This window comes from Pseudomonas sp. 18175 (assembly GCF_050432925.1).
GTDB lineage: Bacteria > Pseudomonadota > Gammaproteobacteria > Pseudomonadales > Pseudomonadaceae > Aquipseudomonas.
This window is the reverse complement of sequence record NZ_JBKFTO010000028.1, coordinates 1-15,166: the sequence shown is the minus strand read 5'-3', so window position 1 is coordinate 15,166 and position 15,166 is coordinate 1. Positions and strand designations below refer to the sequence as shown.

The following is a 15,166-nucleotide window of genomic DNA, read 5'->3' as shown; positions in this document are numbered from 1 at the left end:
GCTCTGGGAAAGGGTCGGGCAAGCATATTCCAGGTGTGTACGTACCACTAGGCCGCGATCACGTGAGGTTTGTGGCGCAGTTGGTGATTTCGCCACGTCATCGGGTTGACGCCCTCGCTACGGGTGAACATGTGGCAGAAATGCGCCTGGTCGCAAAACCCGCACTCCAGGCTGATTTGCGTCAGGCTCAAGTCGGAACCGGTGATCAGTTCCTTGGCCCGCTGGATGCGCTGCTGGCGTATCCACTCCTGAGGCGACAGCCCGGTGGTGCACTTGAAGGCCCGGGAAAAATGGCTGCGCGACAGCGCGCAGGCTTGGGCCAGTTCGGCAATGGCCAGGCTTTCGCCGAGGTTGGCCAGGATCAATTGCTTGGCGATACGCTCGCGCCGAGGGCATAGGCCGCCGGTAGCGGATAAACGAGGAGCACTGTGCTCTAGTCGGGCCATGACGAAAATCCGCAGTCGATGGGAGCGTTCCCGGTGAATGGATGCAGTGTAGACGGGGCTCATCTTGTTGCCGGACCGCCTGGCTGACGAGTTAATCGTTGTTAATTTCGCCAGGTGCAGTCGCCGAAAAGACAGCACAGGTGTGCAATCACGGCAGCGTTTTGCGTGCTTATCTGTGAGCTTGCCAACCGTTTGGATACAGCCATGAACCGCAATGACCTGCGCCGCGTCGACATGAACCTGCTGGTGATTTTCGAGGCGCTGATGTTCGAGAAGAACCTGACCCGGGTCGCCGAAAAGCTGTTCATGGGCCAACCGGCGGTGAGTGCCGCGCTAGGGCGGCTGCGCGATCTGTTCGACGACCCGTTGCTGCTGCGCAACGGGCGGGGCATGGAGCCCACGCCACGTGCCGTGGCGATACTCAAGGAGCTGCAACCGGCCATGGACATCATCTCGGGCGCGGTCAGCCGCGCCAAGGACTTCGACCCCTCAACCAGCTGCGCGGTGTTTCGCATCGGCCTGTCCGACGACGCCGAGTTCGGCCTGTTCCCACCGCTGCTCAGCCAACTGCGCGAAGAGGCACCGGGGATTGTGGTGGTGGTGCGTCGCGCCAATTACCTACTGATGTCATCGCTGCTGGCCAGTGGTGAGATCAGCGTGGGGGTGAGCTACACCACCGAACTGCCGGCGAATGCCAAGCGCAAAAAACTGCGAGACATTCCCTGCAAGGTACTGCGCGGAGACGATGGCGCCGCGCCGCTGACCCTGGATGACTACTGTGAAAGGCCCCATGCGATGGTGTCGTTCTCAGGAGACTTGAGCGGCAATATCGACCTGGACTTGGCCCGCATTGGCCGAGCGCGCCGGGTGGTGTTGGCGGTGCCACAGTTCAGTGGTTTGCGGGCGTTATTGGCCGGCACACAGATTATTGCGACGGTGCCGGATTACGCCGCCTGTGCGTTGACCGAAGGCACCACCTTGCGGGCTGAGGACCCTCCGTTTGCGATTGATGCGGCGGAGCTGTCGATGGTGTGGAGCGGGGTGCATGACAATGACCCGGCGGAGCGGTGGCTGAGGATGCGGATCGCTGAACACATGTCGCGGATGCTTATTCCAACCCAGGTAGGCAAGCCCTAATGCAAGACAGTTAAGGACAACACGGCCTCTGTGGTGAGCGGGGCAAGCCCGCTCACCACAAGAGTGTGGCGGCCTTTCGTTTCCTTAACAGACTGGCATTAAGGCAAGCCCAGGCTAGATACGAAAACTCCCCACCAACTGTTTCAGCCTCTCTGCCTGCTGCTCCAGCTCCGTACACGCCAACAAGGTTGCCCGCAGATTCTCCACCCCCTGGCCGTTCAGCAGGTTGATCTCGGTAATATCCACATTCAACGCCTCAACCACCGCTGTCTGCTCCTCAGTCGCCGCCGCCACCGACTGGTTCATATTGTCGATCTCGCCAATGCGCTGCGTCACGCTACCCAGCCGCTTGCCCGCCAGGTTCACGGTGCTCACACTGGCTTCACTGTGCTGCTGGCTTTCGGTCATGGTGATCACCGAGTCCCGCGCTCCCACTTGCAGCGCTTCGATCATCTGCTGGATCTCTTGGGTCGACTCCTGGGTGCGATGGGCCAGGCTGCGCACTTCGTCGGCGACCACCGCAAAACCACGCCCGGCTTCTCCGGCGCGGGCAGCTTCGATGGCGGCGTTGAGGGCCAGCAGGTTGGTCTGCTGGGAGATGCTCTTGATCACCTCCAGGATCTGGCCGATGTTCACGGTCTTGTCGTTCAGCACTTCGATGTTGGCGCACGAGTTGCTGATCTTGCCGGACAATTCATTGATCAACTCGATGGTGCGCTCCACCACTTCGTGGCCGTCACTGGCTTGTTGGCGTGCCGCAGAGGCCTGTTGTGAGGCGACGGCAGCGTTGCTGGCGATCTCTTGGGCGGCGGCGCCCAGTTGGTTGATGGCAGCAGCCACGCTGTTGGTGCGCAGGGATTGCGCGTCTGAGTTGCGCAGTGATGAGTTGGACGCCAGCAGCACACGCTTGGCGCCTTCATTCACGCCGAGGGCCGCTGAGGACACCTCGCGGATCGAGTGGTGAATACGCTCCACAAAGCGGTTGAACGCCGTCGCCAACTGTCCCAGTTCATCCTGTGAGTGCACGTGCAGGCGGCGGGTCAGGTCGCCTTCGCCGAGGGAGATCTCTTCCATGACCTGGGTCAGTACCTGCAACGGTCGGGTGATACGCAACGCGGTGTACCCGATCAGCAACAGGCCGAGCAGGGCCGAGCCGCCACCCAGCAGCAGTTCCAGCAGTTTGCTGCGGGCGCTTTGCCCGTCCAGTTCGTGTTGCAACGCGGTGACCGGCGTCATCAGCACTGACTGGGGCACACTGACCGCGACGTTCCAGGGCGCCGCATCGGCAATCGGTGGCAGGGATTCAACGACGTTGACCTGTTGTGGATCGACAGTGCCGGTGTGCTCGGGCTGGCCCAGGCGGCTGACGTCCTGACTGTTGGCGGCGGTCACCCCGAGCGGGCTGACAACGCTGATCTGGCCCTGGCCATCAAACAGTTGCCGTGCGCTGGCTTCGCTGTTGCGTTGCAGGTCGGCGAGGTTGATGTCCAGGCCGACCACGGCGATGACCTTGCCGTTTTCCAGCAAGGGTAAGGCGACGCTGGTGACCAATTTGCGGCTGCCGGAGGACTCATCGAAATAGGGCTCCAACACGCAGGCTTTGCGGCTGTCACGGGCGCAGGTGTAGAAGGCGTTGTAGGGCGCGCCGCTGGGACCAGGGGCGGTGTTGGCGAGCAGGGCTTCGTCACCGATGACGGCTTGCAGATCGCCGGGTTGGTTTTGCACCCAATAGAGGGTAAAGCGCCCGCTGTCGTTGCTGCCCAGTGCGGGCTGGTTGGCAAAGTCCTGGTCGGCACCGTCCAGCGCATCGGGCTCGAAGATCACGTAAAGCCCGAGCAGGTCGGGCTTGTCGATCAGGGCTTGGTGAATTTGAGTGACCAATTGCTCGCGCAGTTGCTGACGGGGCAGGCTGCCTTTGGCGTGCAGTTGGCGCAGCAAGAGCACATAGCGCGACAGGCCTTGGCCGTAGTCGTGGGTTTGCATGAAGGTGCGCTGTACCTGCATCGCCTGCAGCTTGCCCAGGGCCTGCATATGTTGCTTGGCTGCACTGGCGAGCATGGCGGTGCTGGCCTGGTCGACCTGCTGGCGGCTTTGATGGGTCTGGTAGAGCGACAAGCCCATCAGCAACCCCACCACCAACAGCAGGCAGAGGCCGGCGAGCAGGGTGATCTTGCTCTGGATCGTCAGGGGTTTTATCGGCATTGAAATAGCCTTGTTGCAGCGGTGCAATGGCCTGCGCCACCGCACCGGCCGGGGTTAGAAAGTGCTGGCGAAGACCAGTTGGCTGTAGACGTTCTTGTCGTTATTGCCCAGTTGGGTGCCGCCGTGTTCGGCGCTTTTGTCCGGTTGGTAGAGGCCAACCAGCGGCATCACCGTGAGGTGTGCATTGACCCGCCACTCGGCGAACAGGTCGATCTCACGACCATCGGTATTGCCCAGCCCGCGATCAAGGGTGTCGAAGTCAAACAACACCGCGCCGATGCTGACGCTTTCCAACGGCGAGGCTTTGAGGGTGACCGACTGGATACGCGAATTGGTGTTGAAGGGGCCGGCATAGTTGCCCGCCACTTCGCCCTGGAACCAGGTGCCATAGCCACGGTTGAGGCCGTAGAACAGCGGGTCGAAGCCTTTGGAGAAGCGGCTGTAGCGGTAGTTGGCACTCGGCGCCCAGGCGAGGTCGGCGAAGGTCCAGCCCGCTTCCAGGTACCAGGCGTTTTCGCTGGCGGTGTGGGGTTTGTCCTGCTTGGCGTATTCGCCGGACAGGAACAGGTTGGTCACCCCGGCATTGCCTTGGGCGCGCAGGCTGTAGGTCTTCATGCCGTCCCGTTCCAGCTGGGTGGGCGAGGCGTATTGCTTGTCCACATCGGTGGTGTCGATGTAGGTGAGGCCCACCGTGCCTTCGGCGGCGACGTGCTCCAGGGTGGCGATGACCATCTCGGTCTTGGCCTGGGCGCGGTTGTCGGACTTAAGCCACATCAGGTCGCTGCGCCAACCCTGCTTGCCGCCCAGGCGCAATACGGCGGTCTCGTCGAAGGCCTTGCGCGCCGCCAGGTAGTAGGCGCCGCCGCGATTGTAGTCGCCTTCGCCAATGCCTTTGCCCATGTTGAGGGCGTCGCCGTTGATCAGGAAACCGTCGCCGACCACGATGTTCTGGCGGCCGAAGGACAGGTCCACGCCATCGTCGCCCAGTGCTTCGAACAACGTGCTGGAGCGCCAGCCAAGGTAGGCATCTTCGAATTTCGTGGTGCGTTCCGAACCATCGCTGAAGCCGGCGGCATCGCCGTCGCCCCAGGTGCCCGAGCTGAGCAGGTTGGCCGCGCCATAGGCAGTGCCCGCGCCCTCTAGGCCCTTGTCGAAGCTCAGGCCATATTTGATGTAGCCCTCGCGCCACGCGGATGAACCTGGGTTCAGGCGCCCGGAAGGGACGTAGCGTTCCTGGCTATGGAACGCGCCGAACACCGCTTCCAGCGTGGCGTTCAGATGGCTGTCGGCATCGCTATAGAGTTCGTACGCCTGGGCGTGGCCAGCACTGACCAACAGGGCAAGGGTCGACACACAAAGCTTGGGGGACTTGAGCATGGGGGCATCCGTTCTTGTTCGCGAACGCAGGTTTGCGCTCTTTTTCGATACTAAGGCGTGGAACTTTTGCTGCCTTGTGTGTGGTTGCCAAAGCCTTGACTGTGCTTGCCAGGGAGGTCGGTTTGGCAGCCGGGCCAAAGCATTTGGCACGCAGGGAAAACCCGCCGGTGGGGTGTGCGCCGACAATCGCGTCAAGCCCTATAGAAGCTATCCCTGCCCAACCATTCGAACAAAAGGTGAACCATGAGCAACGTTGAAATCCTGCCCCAGGTTGCTGCATTCCTTGACCGCCGCCACGGCTGCTTCATCGACGGCCAATGGGTATTCGCCGACGGCCAACACATCCCCGTGCTCAACCCGGCCACCGGACAGACCCTGTGCCAAACCCTGGACGCGCCGCTGGAATTGGTGGAACGGGCGGTACAGTCGTCCCATGCCGCGTTCAAGGCGGGCGTGTGGTCGGCCCTGCGCCCGGCCGACCGTGAACGCATCCTGCTGAACTTCACGCGCCTGGTGGAAGAACACGCCGAAGAACTGGCCCAGTTGGAAACCCTGAGCCAGGGCAAGTCGATCAACATGGCGCGGGCTCTGGACCTGAACGCCACCGTGGAATTCATGCGCTACATGTCGGGCTGGGCCACCAAGATCGAAGGGCAGACCTTCGACGTGTCGATCCCAGTGCCGCCCGGCGCTAAGTTCACAGCCTTTACCAAACGCGAGCCAGTGGGTGTGGTAGTGGGCATCGTGCCGTGGAACTTCCCGCTGATGATCGCCGCCTGGAAGCTGATGCCCGCCCTGGCCACCGGCTGTACGGTGATCATCAAGCCGGCGATGGAAACCCCGCTGACCGCTATGCGCTTGGCCGAGCTGGCGATTGAAGCAGGCATTCCGGCTGGCGTATTCAACGTGGTCACCGGTGGTGGCGCCTCGGTGGGCGGCACGCTGACCACCCACCCGCTGGTGAGCAAAGTGTCGTTCACCGGTTCCACCGCCGTGGGTAAAAGCGTCGGCGTGGCGTGCATGCAGAACATGACCCGTTTCGCCCTGGAGTTGGGTGGCAAGAACCCGATGATCGTGCTTGCCGATGCTGATATCGACAAAGCCATCCAGGGTGCAATCCTCGGTGGCCTGCTGAACAACGGCCAGGTGTGTGCGGCGGCGTCGCGTTTTTACGTGCACCGTTCGATCCATGACGCTTTCGTCAGAGGCCTTGCCGCGGCGGTGTCGGCCATGCCGATTGGCGCCGGCATGGACGCAGACGCGGTGATCAACCCGCTGGTGTCGCGCAAGCAGCAACAGGGCGTGCTCAAGCACATCGAACAGGCCCGCCAGGAAGGTGCGCGGGTGGTCTGCGGCGGCGAGTTGCTGGACGGCGAGGGCTTCTACGTGCAACCGACGATCCTGGCCGATGTGGACCACAGCATGGCCGTGGCCCGCGAAGAAGTGTTCGGCCCGGTGCTGGCGGTACTGCCCTTCGATGATGAAGACGCGGTGATCGCCCAAGCCAACGATAACCCCTACGGCCTGGCCGCCAGCCTATGGACCAACGACCTGACCAAGGCCCTGAACCTGGTGCCGCGCATTGAGGCCGGCACGGTGTGGATCAACGCCCACGTGCTGCTGGACCCGGCGATGCCATTTGGCGGGGTCAAGCAGTCTGGGATGGGGCGCGAGTTTGGGCGGGCGGTGATCGAGGCGTATACCGAGTTGAAGTCGGTGTGTATTGCCCACTGACGCCATCACCTGTAGTGAGCGGGGCAAGCCCGCTCACTACGCAAGCAAAGCAACGCCCGCACAGCCCTCCCTTCCAAATCTTTCACCTCATCATAAGAAAAACCGATACCCCCTTTAAGATTTCCCAGAGGCGGTACAAGCCCTTGCGGCCTTAGAGTCATGCCCAACGTTCCCGGTTGAGGCATGACCGCTCGGAATTTCTACAAAAATAAGAAGGTGAGAGCATGAGTAACGAGACGGTCGATATCAAAGCGTGGATCGACAACCGGCCGGTTGCCCGCTACCAGTGGCTGATCATGGCCCTGTGTTTTTTCATTGTGCTGTTTGATGGGTTTGATGTGGCGGTTATGGGCTTTATTGCGCCGTCGCTGATTCAGGAGTGGGGCCTGTCCAAGGCGGCGTTCGGCCCGGTGATGAGCGCTGGCATGATCGGCCTGGCCATCGGCGCCTTGACTGCCGGCCCGTATGCCGACCGGCTAGGGCGCAAGAAGGTGTTGCTGATTGCCGTGACCGGTTTCAGCGTGCTGAGCCTGGCCTGCGCTTTTGCGCGCAACCCCTATGAACTGGCAGGGTTGCGCCTGCTCACCGGAGTCGCGCTGGGGGCGGCGTTGCCCAACACCACCACGCTGTTGTCCGAGTACCTGCCAGAGCGCAATCGCTCGCTGTTTATCACCCTCATGTTCACCGGCTTCAACATGGGCTCGGGGCTGGGTGGGTTTCTGGCGGCCTGGCTGATTCCCCAACACGGCTGGCAGTCGGTGTTGCTGGCCGGTGGAGTTTTGCCGCTGTTGCTGCTGCCGTTCATGTGGACGCTGTTGCCGGAGTCGGCGCGTTTCCTGGCGGCACGTAATGCCTCCAGCGCACAGATCGCCAAGGTGCTGAACAAGTTGGGTGGCAGTTTCAACGCGGCCACCCGTTTTGTCCTGGCCGAGCCCCAGGCCCAGCAAAAAGCCCCGCTGCGTATGCTGTTCTCCGAGCAGTACCGCTTTGGCACCTTGGCACTGTGGGCCACCTACTTCATGGGCTTGCTGGTGATCTACCTGACCATGGGCTGGATGCCGACGCTGTTGCGTGAAGGTGGCTTGTCCATTGAACGTGCGGCAACCATCACCGGCCTGTTCCAGATTGGCGGCACGGTGGGCGCGATTGTGGTCGGCTGGGCCATGGACCGCCGCAACCCGAACGCAGTGATCGCCACGTCGTATGCCTTGGGCGGTGCGTTCATCCTGTTGCTTGGGGCGTTCAGCCTGGAGTCGAGTCTGCTGGCATTTGGCGTGGTCGCCGCTGGCTTCTGCATGAGCGGCGCACAGACCGGCCTCAACGCCTTTGCGCCGGGTTACTACCCCACAGACTTTCGCGCCACCGGGGTGAGCTGGATGCTGGGCATCGGCCGCTTCGGGGCTATATTCGGCTCCTTGATCGGCGGTGCGGTCCTCAGCCTAGGGCTTGGCCTGCCGCTGCTGTTCGCCCTGCTGAGCGTGCCGGCCTTTATCGCCGCGCTGGCGATATTGGCCAACGGGCATGCACGTCGCCGGGTCAACCGGGCATTGCTGGCGCACTAATTTATTCACATAGGAATTCGTCATGGCACGCATCATTGGTGGCCTCGCTGTCTCCCATACCCCGACCATCGGCTTTGCCGTTGATCACGACAAACAGAACGAGGCTGCCTGGGCGCCGATTTTCGAAGGCTTCGAGCCGATCAAGGTGTGGCTCAAAGAGCAGCAGCCAGACGTGCTGTTCTACATCTTCAACGACCACGTGACGTCGTTCTTTTTTGATCACTACGGCGTGTTCTCCCTGGGCGTGGATGAGCGCTACGAGGTCGCCGATGAAGGCGGCAACCCACGTGAATTACCGGGTGTGAACGGGCATGCGGGGTTGTCGCGGCATATCGGCGAAAGCCTGGTGGCGGACGAGTTCGACATGAGTTTCTTCCGCGACAAGCCGCTGGACCACGGCTTCTTCTCGCCAATGTCGGCGCTGTTGCCCTGTGATCCCGAATGGCCGGTGCAGATCGTGCCGTTGCAGGTCGGCGTGTTGCAGTTCCCGGTGCCCAGTGCCCTGCGTTGCTACAAGCTGGGGCTGGCGCTGCGCCGTGCCATCGAGAGCTACCCCGAGGATTTGAAGGTGGCCATCGTCGCCACGGGCGGTGTGTCTCACCAGGTGCACGGTGAGCGTTGCGGCTTCAATAACCCGCAGTGGGATGCGCAGTTCATCGACCTGTTGGTGAATGACCCGGTGCGCCTGACGCAAATGACCCTGGCAGAATTCGCCACCCTGGGCGGCATGGAAGGCGCCGAGGTGATCACCTGGCTGATCATGCGCGGGGCATTGTCGGCCACGGTGAACAACCTGCACCAAGACTACTACCTGCCGTCGATGACCGGCATCGCCACCTTGTTGCTGGAGAACCTCGACCAGCCGGTGCCTGCCGAGGTCAACGCGCGCCACTTGCAGCACATGGGTTACCAACTGGCGGGCATCGAGAAGCTGGAAGGTACGTACCCGTTCACCTTGGAACGCAGTGCCAAGGGCTACCGCCTGAACAAGTTCCTGCACCGCATGATCGAGCCCCAATGGCGTCAGCGTTTCCTCGAGACGCCAGAGGCGCTGTTCGAACAAAGCGGGCTCACGGAAGAAGAGCGCGACCTGCTGCGCCGCCGCGATTGGCGCGGCTTGATCCACTACGGCGCGATCTTCTTCGTGCTGGAAAAGCTCGCCGCTGTCCTTGGCGTGCCCAACCTGCATGTCTACGCGGCGATGCGCGGCCAAAGCCTTGAAGACTTCATGAAAACCCGTAACCAGCAAGTGCTCTACTCGGTGGCGGGCAAAACCCCGCGCTGATCCCTTAACCGTCCCCTTGATCGACCTCCCTGTGCCTGGCATTTCCAGGCGCAGCGGATTTTTTCAGCCAAAAAACGGATAACAATAACAATGAAAATCACCGCTAACGCCCGTACCGTCCTCAGCTTGGCCGTCGCCTGCGGATTACCCCTGCACAGCGAGGCCGCAGGCTTTGTCGAAGACGCCAGCGTCAACCTGAACCTGCGTAACTTTTACCTCAACCGCAATTTCACCAATGACGGCTACGCCCAAGGCAAGGCTGAGGAGTGGACCCAGAGCTTTATCCTCGATGCCCGTTCGGGCTTCACCCAAGGCGTGGTGGGGTTTGGCGTGGATGTGTTGGGCCTGTACTCGGTCAAGCTCGACGGTGGCAAGGGCACCGGTGGCTCGCAGTTGTTGCCCCTCGACGCAGATGGCCGCCCGGCCGACGACTTTGGCCGCTTGGCGGTGGCTGGCAAGATGAAGATCGGCAAGACCGAACTCAAGGTGGGCGAGTGGATGCCGGTATTGCCGATCCTGCGCTCGGACGATGGCCGTTCGTTACCGCAAACCTTCAGCGGCGGGCAGTTGACGTCCAAGGATATCGACGGCCTGACCCTCTATGGCGGCCAGTTTCGTCAGAACAGCCCGCGCAATGATTCGAGCATGGGCGACATGTTCATGCAGGGTAAAACCGCCTTCACCTCGGACCGTTTCAACTTTGTCGGCGGTGAATTGAGCTTCAACGACAAGCGCACCCTGGTTGGCCTGTGGAACGCGCAGTTGAAGGACATCTACCAGCAGCAATACCTGCAACTGGTGCACAGCCAACCACTGGGGGACTGGACCCTGGGCGCCAACCTGGGCTACTTCTGGGGCCGTGAGGATGGCAGCGCCCGCGCGGGCGACCTCGATAACCGCACCTTCTCGGCGCTGCTCTCGGCCCGTTACGGCGGCAGCACCTTCTACGTGGGCCTGCAAAAACTCAGCGGTGACGATGCCTGGATGCGGGTCAACGGCACCAGCGGCGGCACCCTGGCCAACGACAGCTACAACAACAGCTATGACAATGCGCGGGAAAAGTCCTGGCAACTGCGCCACGACTACAACTTTGTGGTGCTCGGCCTGCCGGGGCTGACCCTGATGAACCGTTACATCAGCGGTGACAACGTGCACAGCGGTAGCGTCACCGACGGCAAGGAATGGGGGCGTGAATCCGAACTGGGCTACACCGTGCAAAGCGGCACGTTCAAGGACTTGAACCTGCGCTGGCGCAATTCGAGCCTGCGTCGCGACTACAGCAGCAACGAGTTCGACGAGAACCGTGTGATCGTCAGCTACCCGTTAAGCTTGCTTTAATCGCTTGCCGGCTCGCTTGTCACTCGGCGGATCATGCCCATCAGGGCTTGCGCCACCGGTGAATGCAGACAGCCGTTGCGGTAGGTCAAGCCAATGGCGCGGCTGGTTTGCTGGAGTTCCAGGGGCAGGATGCACAGCTCGCCGGAGGCGATTTCCTGTTCCAACTGGTGGGCGGAAACGGCGGCGAGCATGTCCGAGCGCAACAGCAGGCCGCGGATGATTGCCATGTCGGCACTTTCCACCACCGGCCGGGGCGCGGCGATGCCGAATCCGGTAAAGCACGCGTCGAGCATCTGCCGCGCCGGTGAGCCCGCGCGCGGCAGCACCCAGCGGGCACGGGCCAGTTCTTCCTGAATAGCGGTGTGGGCGCACAGCGGGTGATCGCGTCGCGCCAACACCACCATCTTTTCCGTCAACAGCGCTTCGCCCACCAGGTCACTGGCATAGGCGGCGGAACGCAGGGCGCCGAAAATAAAGTCCACATCACCGGCACGCAGCTCGGTGGCCAGCAGGTCGAAAGGGCTCTCGTTGGTGATCACCTGGATGCCAGGGTGCGCGTCCATCAAACGCACGATGGCCTCGGGCAGGATGCGTGTGCGGCCCAGGGGCAGGGCGCCGACCTGCACCACGCCCTGCAAGGTGCCGCGGATGGCGGTGATATCGGTTTCGAGATGGCGCAGCTCATTGAGTGCGCGGCGGATCGGGAACAGGATTTCATGGCTCGCCCGGGTCGGTTGCAGGCCACGTGGCGTGCGTTCGAACAGCGTTTGCCCGCAGCCACTTTCCAGTACCTTCAGGGTCGAGCTGACGGCCGGCTGACTCAGGCCGAGCAGGCCGGCGACGGTCTGCATGTGCCGGGTTTCGCAGAGTTTGACGAACACTTGCAGGCGTCGGGCCTGGAACAGGTACAACGGCTCCACGGCGTGTTTGTCGCCGATGTCCAGCAGCTTGGGCACTGTGTCCAGCTCCGCTAGCACCCGTCGGGCCCGTGGCAGCAGGCGCACGCCAAAATCAGTCGGGCGCATGCCATTGGCATGGCGTTCGAACAACGCCACACCCAGGCGCTCTTCCAGTTCGCAGATCGAGCGGGTCACCACCGATTGTGCGCGAAACAACGCCACCGACGCCTTGGACACACTGCCGTGGTCGGCCACCCGCACAAAGGCGCGTACGTGCATCAGGCTGGGCAGTTCGTTGGAATCCATGGGGCATGCTCCGCAGGTCGGCGTTCGAGCCGGACTATGCCCGTGCCCCTTTAGCGTGGCAATAAAAAAAACGCATACCTCGAACACTCGAACGCATTACTCGGTTGGCGAGGCCGATGCGATGCTCATTGCAACCGCAGGAGGAGCATCCGCAATGACCCAATCACCTAAAACCGCGCTGGTCGTCAGCGCCCATTCCGCCGATTTTGTCTGGCGTGCGGGCGGTGCCATCGCGCTGCATGCGCAGCAAGGCTACAACGTGCACATCGTCTGCCTGTCGTTCGGCGAGCGCGGCGAGTCGGCCAAGCTGTGGCGCAAGGGCGAGATGAATGAAGCCATCGTCAAGGCCGCCCGCCGTGAAGAAGCCCAGGCCGCCGCCGATATCCTTGGCGCCAGCGTGGAGTTCTTCGACATCGGTGACTACCCGATGCGCGCCGACAAGGACACCCTGTTCCGCCTGGCCGATGTGTTCCGTCGCATCCAGCCAGAGTTCGTGCTCAGCCATTCCCTCAAAGACCCCTACAACTACGACCACCCGCTGGCCATGCACCTGGCGCAAGAAGCACGCATCATTGCCCAGGCCGAAGGCTACAAGCCGGGGGAGAAAATCATCGGCGCACCGCCCGTGTACAGCTTTGAACCGCACCAGCCCGAGCAGTGCGAATGGCGCCCCGACGTGCTGCTGGACATCACCGAGGTGTGGGACAAAAAGTACGCCGCCATTCAGTGCATGGCCGGCCAGGAACACCTGTGGGAGTACTACACCCGCGTCGCCCTGCAACGCGGCGTGCAGGCCAAGCGCAACGTCGGTATCGCCTCCAGCCGCAACATCGTTTACGGCGAGGGTTACCAGAGCCTCTTCCCGCGCGTCACGGAGAACCTGGCATGAGTGAACATATCGGCAAGACCGGCATTGTGGTGCGCAACGTGGCGCGTGCCGACGTGGCGCTGGTGGATGAGTTGCAGCGTTACGGCGTTGCCACTATCCATGAGGCTCAGGGCCGCAAGGGGCTGATGAGCCCGGCCATCCGACCGATCCAGCAGGGCACCGCGATCAGCGGTTCGGCCATCACCGTGCTGGTGGCGCCCGGGGATAACTGGATGTTCCATGTGGCGGTGGAGCAATGCCGCCCTGGCGACATCCTGGTGGTGGCGCCGAGTTCGCCGTGCACCGACGGTTATTTCGGCGACCTGCTCGCCACCTCGCTCAAGGCCCGTGGCGTGCGGGCGCTGGTGATCGACGCCGGTGTGCGCGACACCCTCACGTTGCGTGGCATGGGCTTCCCGGTGTGGTCCCAGGCGGTCAGCGCCCAAGGCACGATCAAGGAGACCCTTGGCTCGGTGAACGTGCCGCTGGTGTGCGGCGGCCAATTGGTCTACCCCGGCGACGTGGTGGTGGCCGATGACGATGGCGTGGTCATCGTGCGCCGTGCCGAGGTGCCGCAGGTGGTCGAGGCCAGCCGTGCACGCGCTGATCTGGAAGAACAGAAGGCCGTGCGCCTGGCCAATGGCGAACTTGGCTTGGACATCTACAACATGCGCGGGCGCCTGGCGCAGAAGGGCTTGCGCTATATCAACAGCCTTGACGACCTATGAGCCAGACCCGCATTCCCTGCCTGCTGATGCGCGGTGGCACGTCCAAGGGCGCGTACTTCCTCGCCCGTGACTTACCCGAAGACCCTACGCTACGCGACCGTGTGCTGCTGGCAGCCATGGGCTCGCCAGATGCGCGGCAGATCGACGGCATCGGCGGCGGCGACTCGTTGACCAGCAAAGTGGCGATCATCCAGCCGTCCACCCGCGCCGAAGCAGACGTGGACTACCTATTTGCACAGGTGCTGGTGGACGAACCGCGTGTCGACTATGGCCAGAACTGCGGGAACATCTTGGCCGGTGTCGGCCCATTCGCCATCGAGCGCGGCTTGGTGGCGGTGACGGGGGACGTCACGCCCGTGCGCATCTACATGGAAAACACCGGGCAGATCGCAGTGGCCCATGTACCCACCGCCGAGGGGGCGGTGCGTTATGCCGGAGACGCGCGCATCGACGGCGTGCCGGGGTGCGCCGCGCCACTGATCGTCGAGTTCGAAGACATCGCCGGTTCCAGCTGTGGCGCGCTGCTGCCGACCGGCAACGCGCTGGATGTGATTGACGGTATCGACGTCACCTGCGTCGACAACGGCATGCCGGTGGTGCTGCTGCGCGCCCTCGACCTGGGTTGCCGTGGCGATGAAAGCCCCGCGCAACTGGACGCAGACACCCGGCTCAAGGCGCGCCTGGAGTCCATCCGCCTGCAAGCTGGTCGGCTGATGAACCTGGGGGATGTAAGCCTGCGCAACGTACCGAAAATGTGCCTGGTGGCCCCCGCCCACAACGGCGGGGCGCTGAGTACCCGCAGCTTCATCCCCCATCGTTGCCACACCAGCATCGGCGTGTTTGGCGCAGTCAGTGTGGCGGCGGCGTGCCTGATCGACGGCAGTGTGGCAGCGGGTGTGGCCAACGTGGGGGAGGGCGATGTGCGGCAACTGGCGGTTGAACACCCCACGGGCGAGTTCACGGTGGAACTGCGCCTGAGCGGGGGGCGACTGGTGAGCTGCGGGCTGATGCGCACGGCGCGGTTGTTGATGGATGGGGTGGTATGCGTCATTTCTGACGCTGACAAAGCCCGCTAGGCTCTGGCTCTGGCTCTGGCTCTGGCTCTGGCTCTGGCTCTGGCTCTGGCTCTGGCTCTGGCTCTGGCTCTGGCTCTGGCTCTGGCTTTTGATTTGGCTTTTGATCTAAGGCGCCCCGTTAACCACGCTGGCCGAACGCAGGCTTGAATCCGTGGGCAACCCGGCAGGACGCCGGGTTAGCCGCACTGGGCCATGGATGGCCCATTGC

12 protein-coding genes are annotated in these 15,166 nt (G+C 62.7%); 8 read left to right on the top strand and 4 right to left on the bottom strand.

Features of this window, described 5'->3' with window-relative positions:
* Window positions 1-47: 47 nt before the first annotated feature.
* On the bottom strand, window positions 48-446 hold the full coding sequence (locus tag ACLD1Y_RS27275) for a helix-turn-helix domain-containing protein (RefSeq protein WP_429480802.1): 399 nt from the start codon (window positions 444-446) through the stop codon (window positions 48-50).
* 204 nt (window positions 447-650) lie between these two features.
* Between ACLD1Y_RS27275 and ACLD1Y_RS27270 the strand changes: the two genes are divergently transcribed.
* Entirely contained in the window at window positions 651-1,583 is a 933-nt protein-coding gene (locus tag ACLD1Y_RS27270; protein WP_429480801.1) for a LysR substrate-binding domain-containing protein, read from the top strand.
* A 114-nt stretch (window positions 1,584-1,697) separates the two neighbouring features.
* Here the strand turns inward: ACLD1Y_RS27270 and ACLD1Y_RS27265 are convergent, their stop codons facing one another.
* Both ACLD1Y_RS27265 and ACLD1Y_RS27260 read right to left on the bottom strand, forming a co-directional pair.
* Complete coding sequence (locus ACLD1Y_RS27265) at window positions 1,698-3,566, bottom strand: methyl-accepting chemotaxis protein (protein WP_429480876.1); 1,869 nt, start codon at window positions 3,564-3,566, stop codon at window positions 1,698-1,700.
* Window positions 3,567-3,839: 273 nt separating this feature from the next.
* Window positions 3,840-5,162, bottom strand: coding sequence for a hypothetical protein (locus ACLD1Y_RS27260; RefSeq protein WP_429480800.1), 1,323 nt, complete (start codon window positions 5,160-5,162; stop codon window positions 3,840-3,842).
* A 243-nt stretch (window positions 5,163-5,405) separates the two neighbouring features.
* Here ACLD1Y_RS27260 and ACLD1Y_RS27255 point away from each other — a divergent pair, with 243 nt between their 5' ends.
* The 4 genes from ACLD1Y_RS27255 to ACLD1Y_RS27240 all read left to right on the top strand — a co-directional run bounded on the left by ACLD1Y_RS27255 (window position 5,406) and on the right by ACLD1Y_RS27240 (window position 11,081).
* A complete protein-coding gene (locus tag ACLD1Y_RS27255; protein WP_429480799.1) occupies window positions 5,406-6,896 on the top strand; it encodes an aldehyde dehydrogenase family protein in 1,491 nt (496 codons plus the stop codon).
* 224 nt (window positions 6,897-7,120) lie between these two features.
* Entirely contained in the window at window positions 7,121-8,458 is a 1,338-nt protein-coding gene (locus ACLD1Y_RS27250; RefSeq protein ID WP_429480798.1) for an MFS transporter, read from the top strand.
* A 22-nt stretch (window positions 8,459-8,480) separates the two neighbouring features.
* The gene (locus ACLD1Y_RS27245) at window positions 8,481-9,743 is read left to right on the top strand and encodes a gallate dioxygenase (RefSeq protein WP_429480797.1); all 1,263 of its coding nucleotides are present in this window, start codon (window positions 8,481-8,483) and stop codon (window positions 9,741-9,743) included.
* A 90-nt stretch (window positions 9,744-9,833) separates the two neighbouring features.
* The gene (locus ACLD1Y_RS27240) at window positions 9,834-11,081 is read left to right on the top strand and encodes an OprD family porin (RefSeq protein ID WP_429480796.1); all 1,248 of its coding nucleotides are present in this window, start codon (window positions 9,834-9,836) and stop codon (window positions 11,079-11,081) included.
* Here ACLD1Y_RS27240 and ACLD1Y_RS27235 read toward each other — a convergent pair.
* Entirely contained in the window at window positions 11,078-12,286 is a 1,209-nt protein-coding gene (locus ACLD1Y_RS27235; RefSeq protein WP_429480795.1) for a LysR family transcriptional regulator, read from the bottom strand. The genes ACLD1Y_RS27240 and ACLD1Y_RS27235 overlap by 4 nt on opposite strands.
* A gap of 154 nt (window positions 12,287-12,440) precedes the next feature.
* Between ACLD1Y_RS27235 and galB the strand changes: the two genes are divergently transcribed.
* Genes galB through ACLD1Y_RS27220 form a run of 3 tightly spaced genes read left to right on the top strand, consistent with a single transcriptional unit; the run spans window position 12,441 to window position 14,958 of the window.
* Window positions 12,441-13,175 carry a 4-oxalmesaconate hydratase gene (galB, locus tag ACLD1Y_RS27230; protein ID WP_429480794.1) on the top strand — a complete coding sequence of 245 codons (735 nt, stop codon included), beginning with the start codon at window positions 12,441-12,443 and terminating at the stop codon, window positions 13,173-13,175.
* On the top strand, window positions 13,172-13,882 hold the full coding sequence (locus ACLD1Y_RS27225) for a 4-carboxy-4-hydroxy-2-oxoadipate aldolase/oxaloacetate decarboxylase (RefSeq protein WP_429480793.1): 711 nt from the start codon (window positions 13,172-13,174) through the stop codon (window positions 13,880-13,882). The genes galB and ACLD1Y_RS27225 overlap by 4 nt, the downstream gene beginning before the upstream one ends.
* On the top strand, window positions 13,879-14,958 hold the full coding sequence (locus ACLD1Y_RS27220) for a 4-oxalomesaconate tautomerase (protein WP_429480792.1): 1,080 nt from the start codon (window positions 13,879-13,881) through the stop codon (window positions 14,956-14,958). The genes ACLD1Y_RS27225 and ACLD1Y_RS27220 overlap by 4 nt, the downstream gene beginning before the upstream one ends.
* Window positions 14,959-15,166 lie beyond the last annotated feature (208 nt).

Coding starts and splice junctions, on each gene's coding strand:
- ACLD1Y_RS27245 (WP_429480797.1), top strand. CDS start 8,481: ATGGCACGCATCATTGGTGGCCTCGCTGTCTCCCATACCCCGACCATC.
- ACLD1Y_RS27265 (WP_429480876.1), bottom strand. CDS start 3,566: ATGCAAACCCACGACTACGGCCAAGGCCTGTCGCGCTATGTGCTCTTG.
- ACLD1Y_RS27270 (WP_429480801.1), top strand. CDS start 651: ATGAACCGCAATGACCTGCGCCGCGTCGACATGAACCTGCTGGTGATT.
- ACLD1Y_RS27225 (WP_429480793.1), top strand. CDS start 13,172: ATGAGTGAACATATCGGCAAGACCGGCATTGTGGTGCGCAACGTGGCG.
- ACLD1Y_RS27250 (WP_429480798.1), top strand. CDS start 7,121: ATGAGTAACGAGACGGTCGATATCAAAGCGTGGATCGACAACCGGCCG.
- ACLD1Y_RS27220 (WP_429480792.1), top strand. CDS start 13,879: ATGAGCCAGACCCGCATTCCCTGCCTGCTGATGCGCGGTGGCACGTCC.
- ACLD1Y_RS27235 (WP_429480795.1), bottom strand. CDS start 12,286: ATGGATTCCAACGAACTGCCCAGCCTGATGCACGTACGCGCCTTTGTG.
- galB (WP_429480794.1), top strand. CDS start 12,441: ATGACCCAATCACCTAAAACCGCGCTGGTCGTCAGCGCCCATTCCGCC.
- ACLD1Y_RS27275 (WP_429480802.1), bottom strand. CDS start 446: ATGGCCCGACTAGAGCACAGTGCTCCTCGTTTATCCGCTACCGGCGGC.
- ACLD1Y_RS27255 (WP_429480799.1), top strand. CDS start 5,406: ATGAGCAACGTTGAAATCCTGCCCCAGGTTGCTGCATTCCTTGACCGC.
- ACLD1Y_RS27240 (WP_429480796.1), top strand. CDS start 9,834: ATGAAAATCACCGCTAACGCCCGTACCGTCCTCAGCTTGGCCGTCGCC.
- ACLD1Y_RS27260 (WP_429480800.1), bottom strand. CDS start 5,162: ATGCTCAAGTCCCCCAAGCTTTGTGTGTCGACCCTTGCCCTGTTGGTC.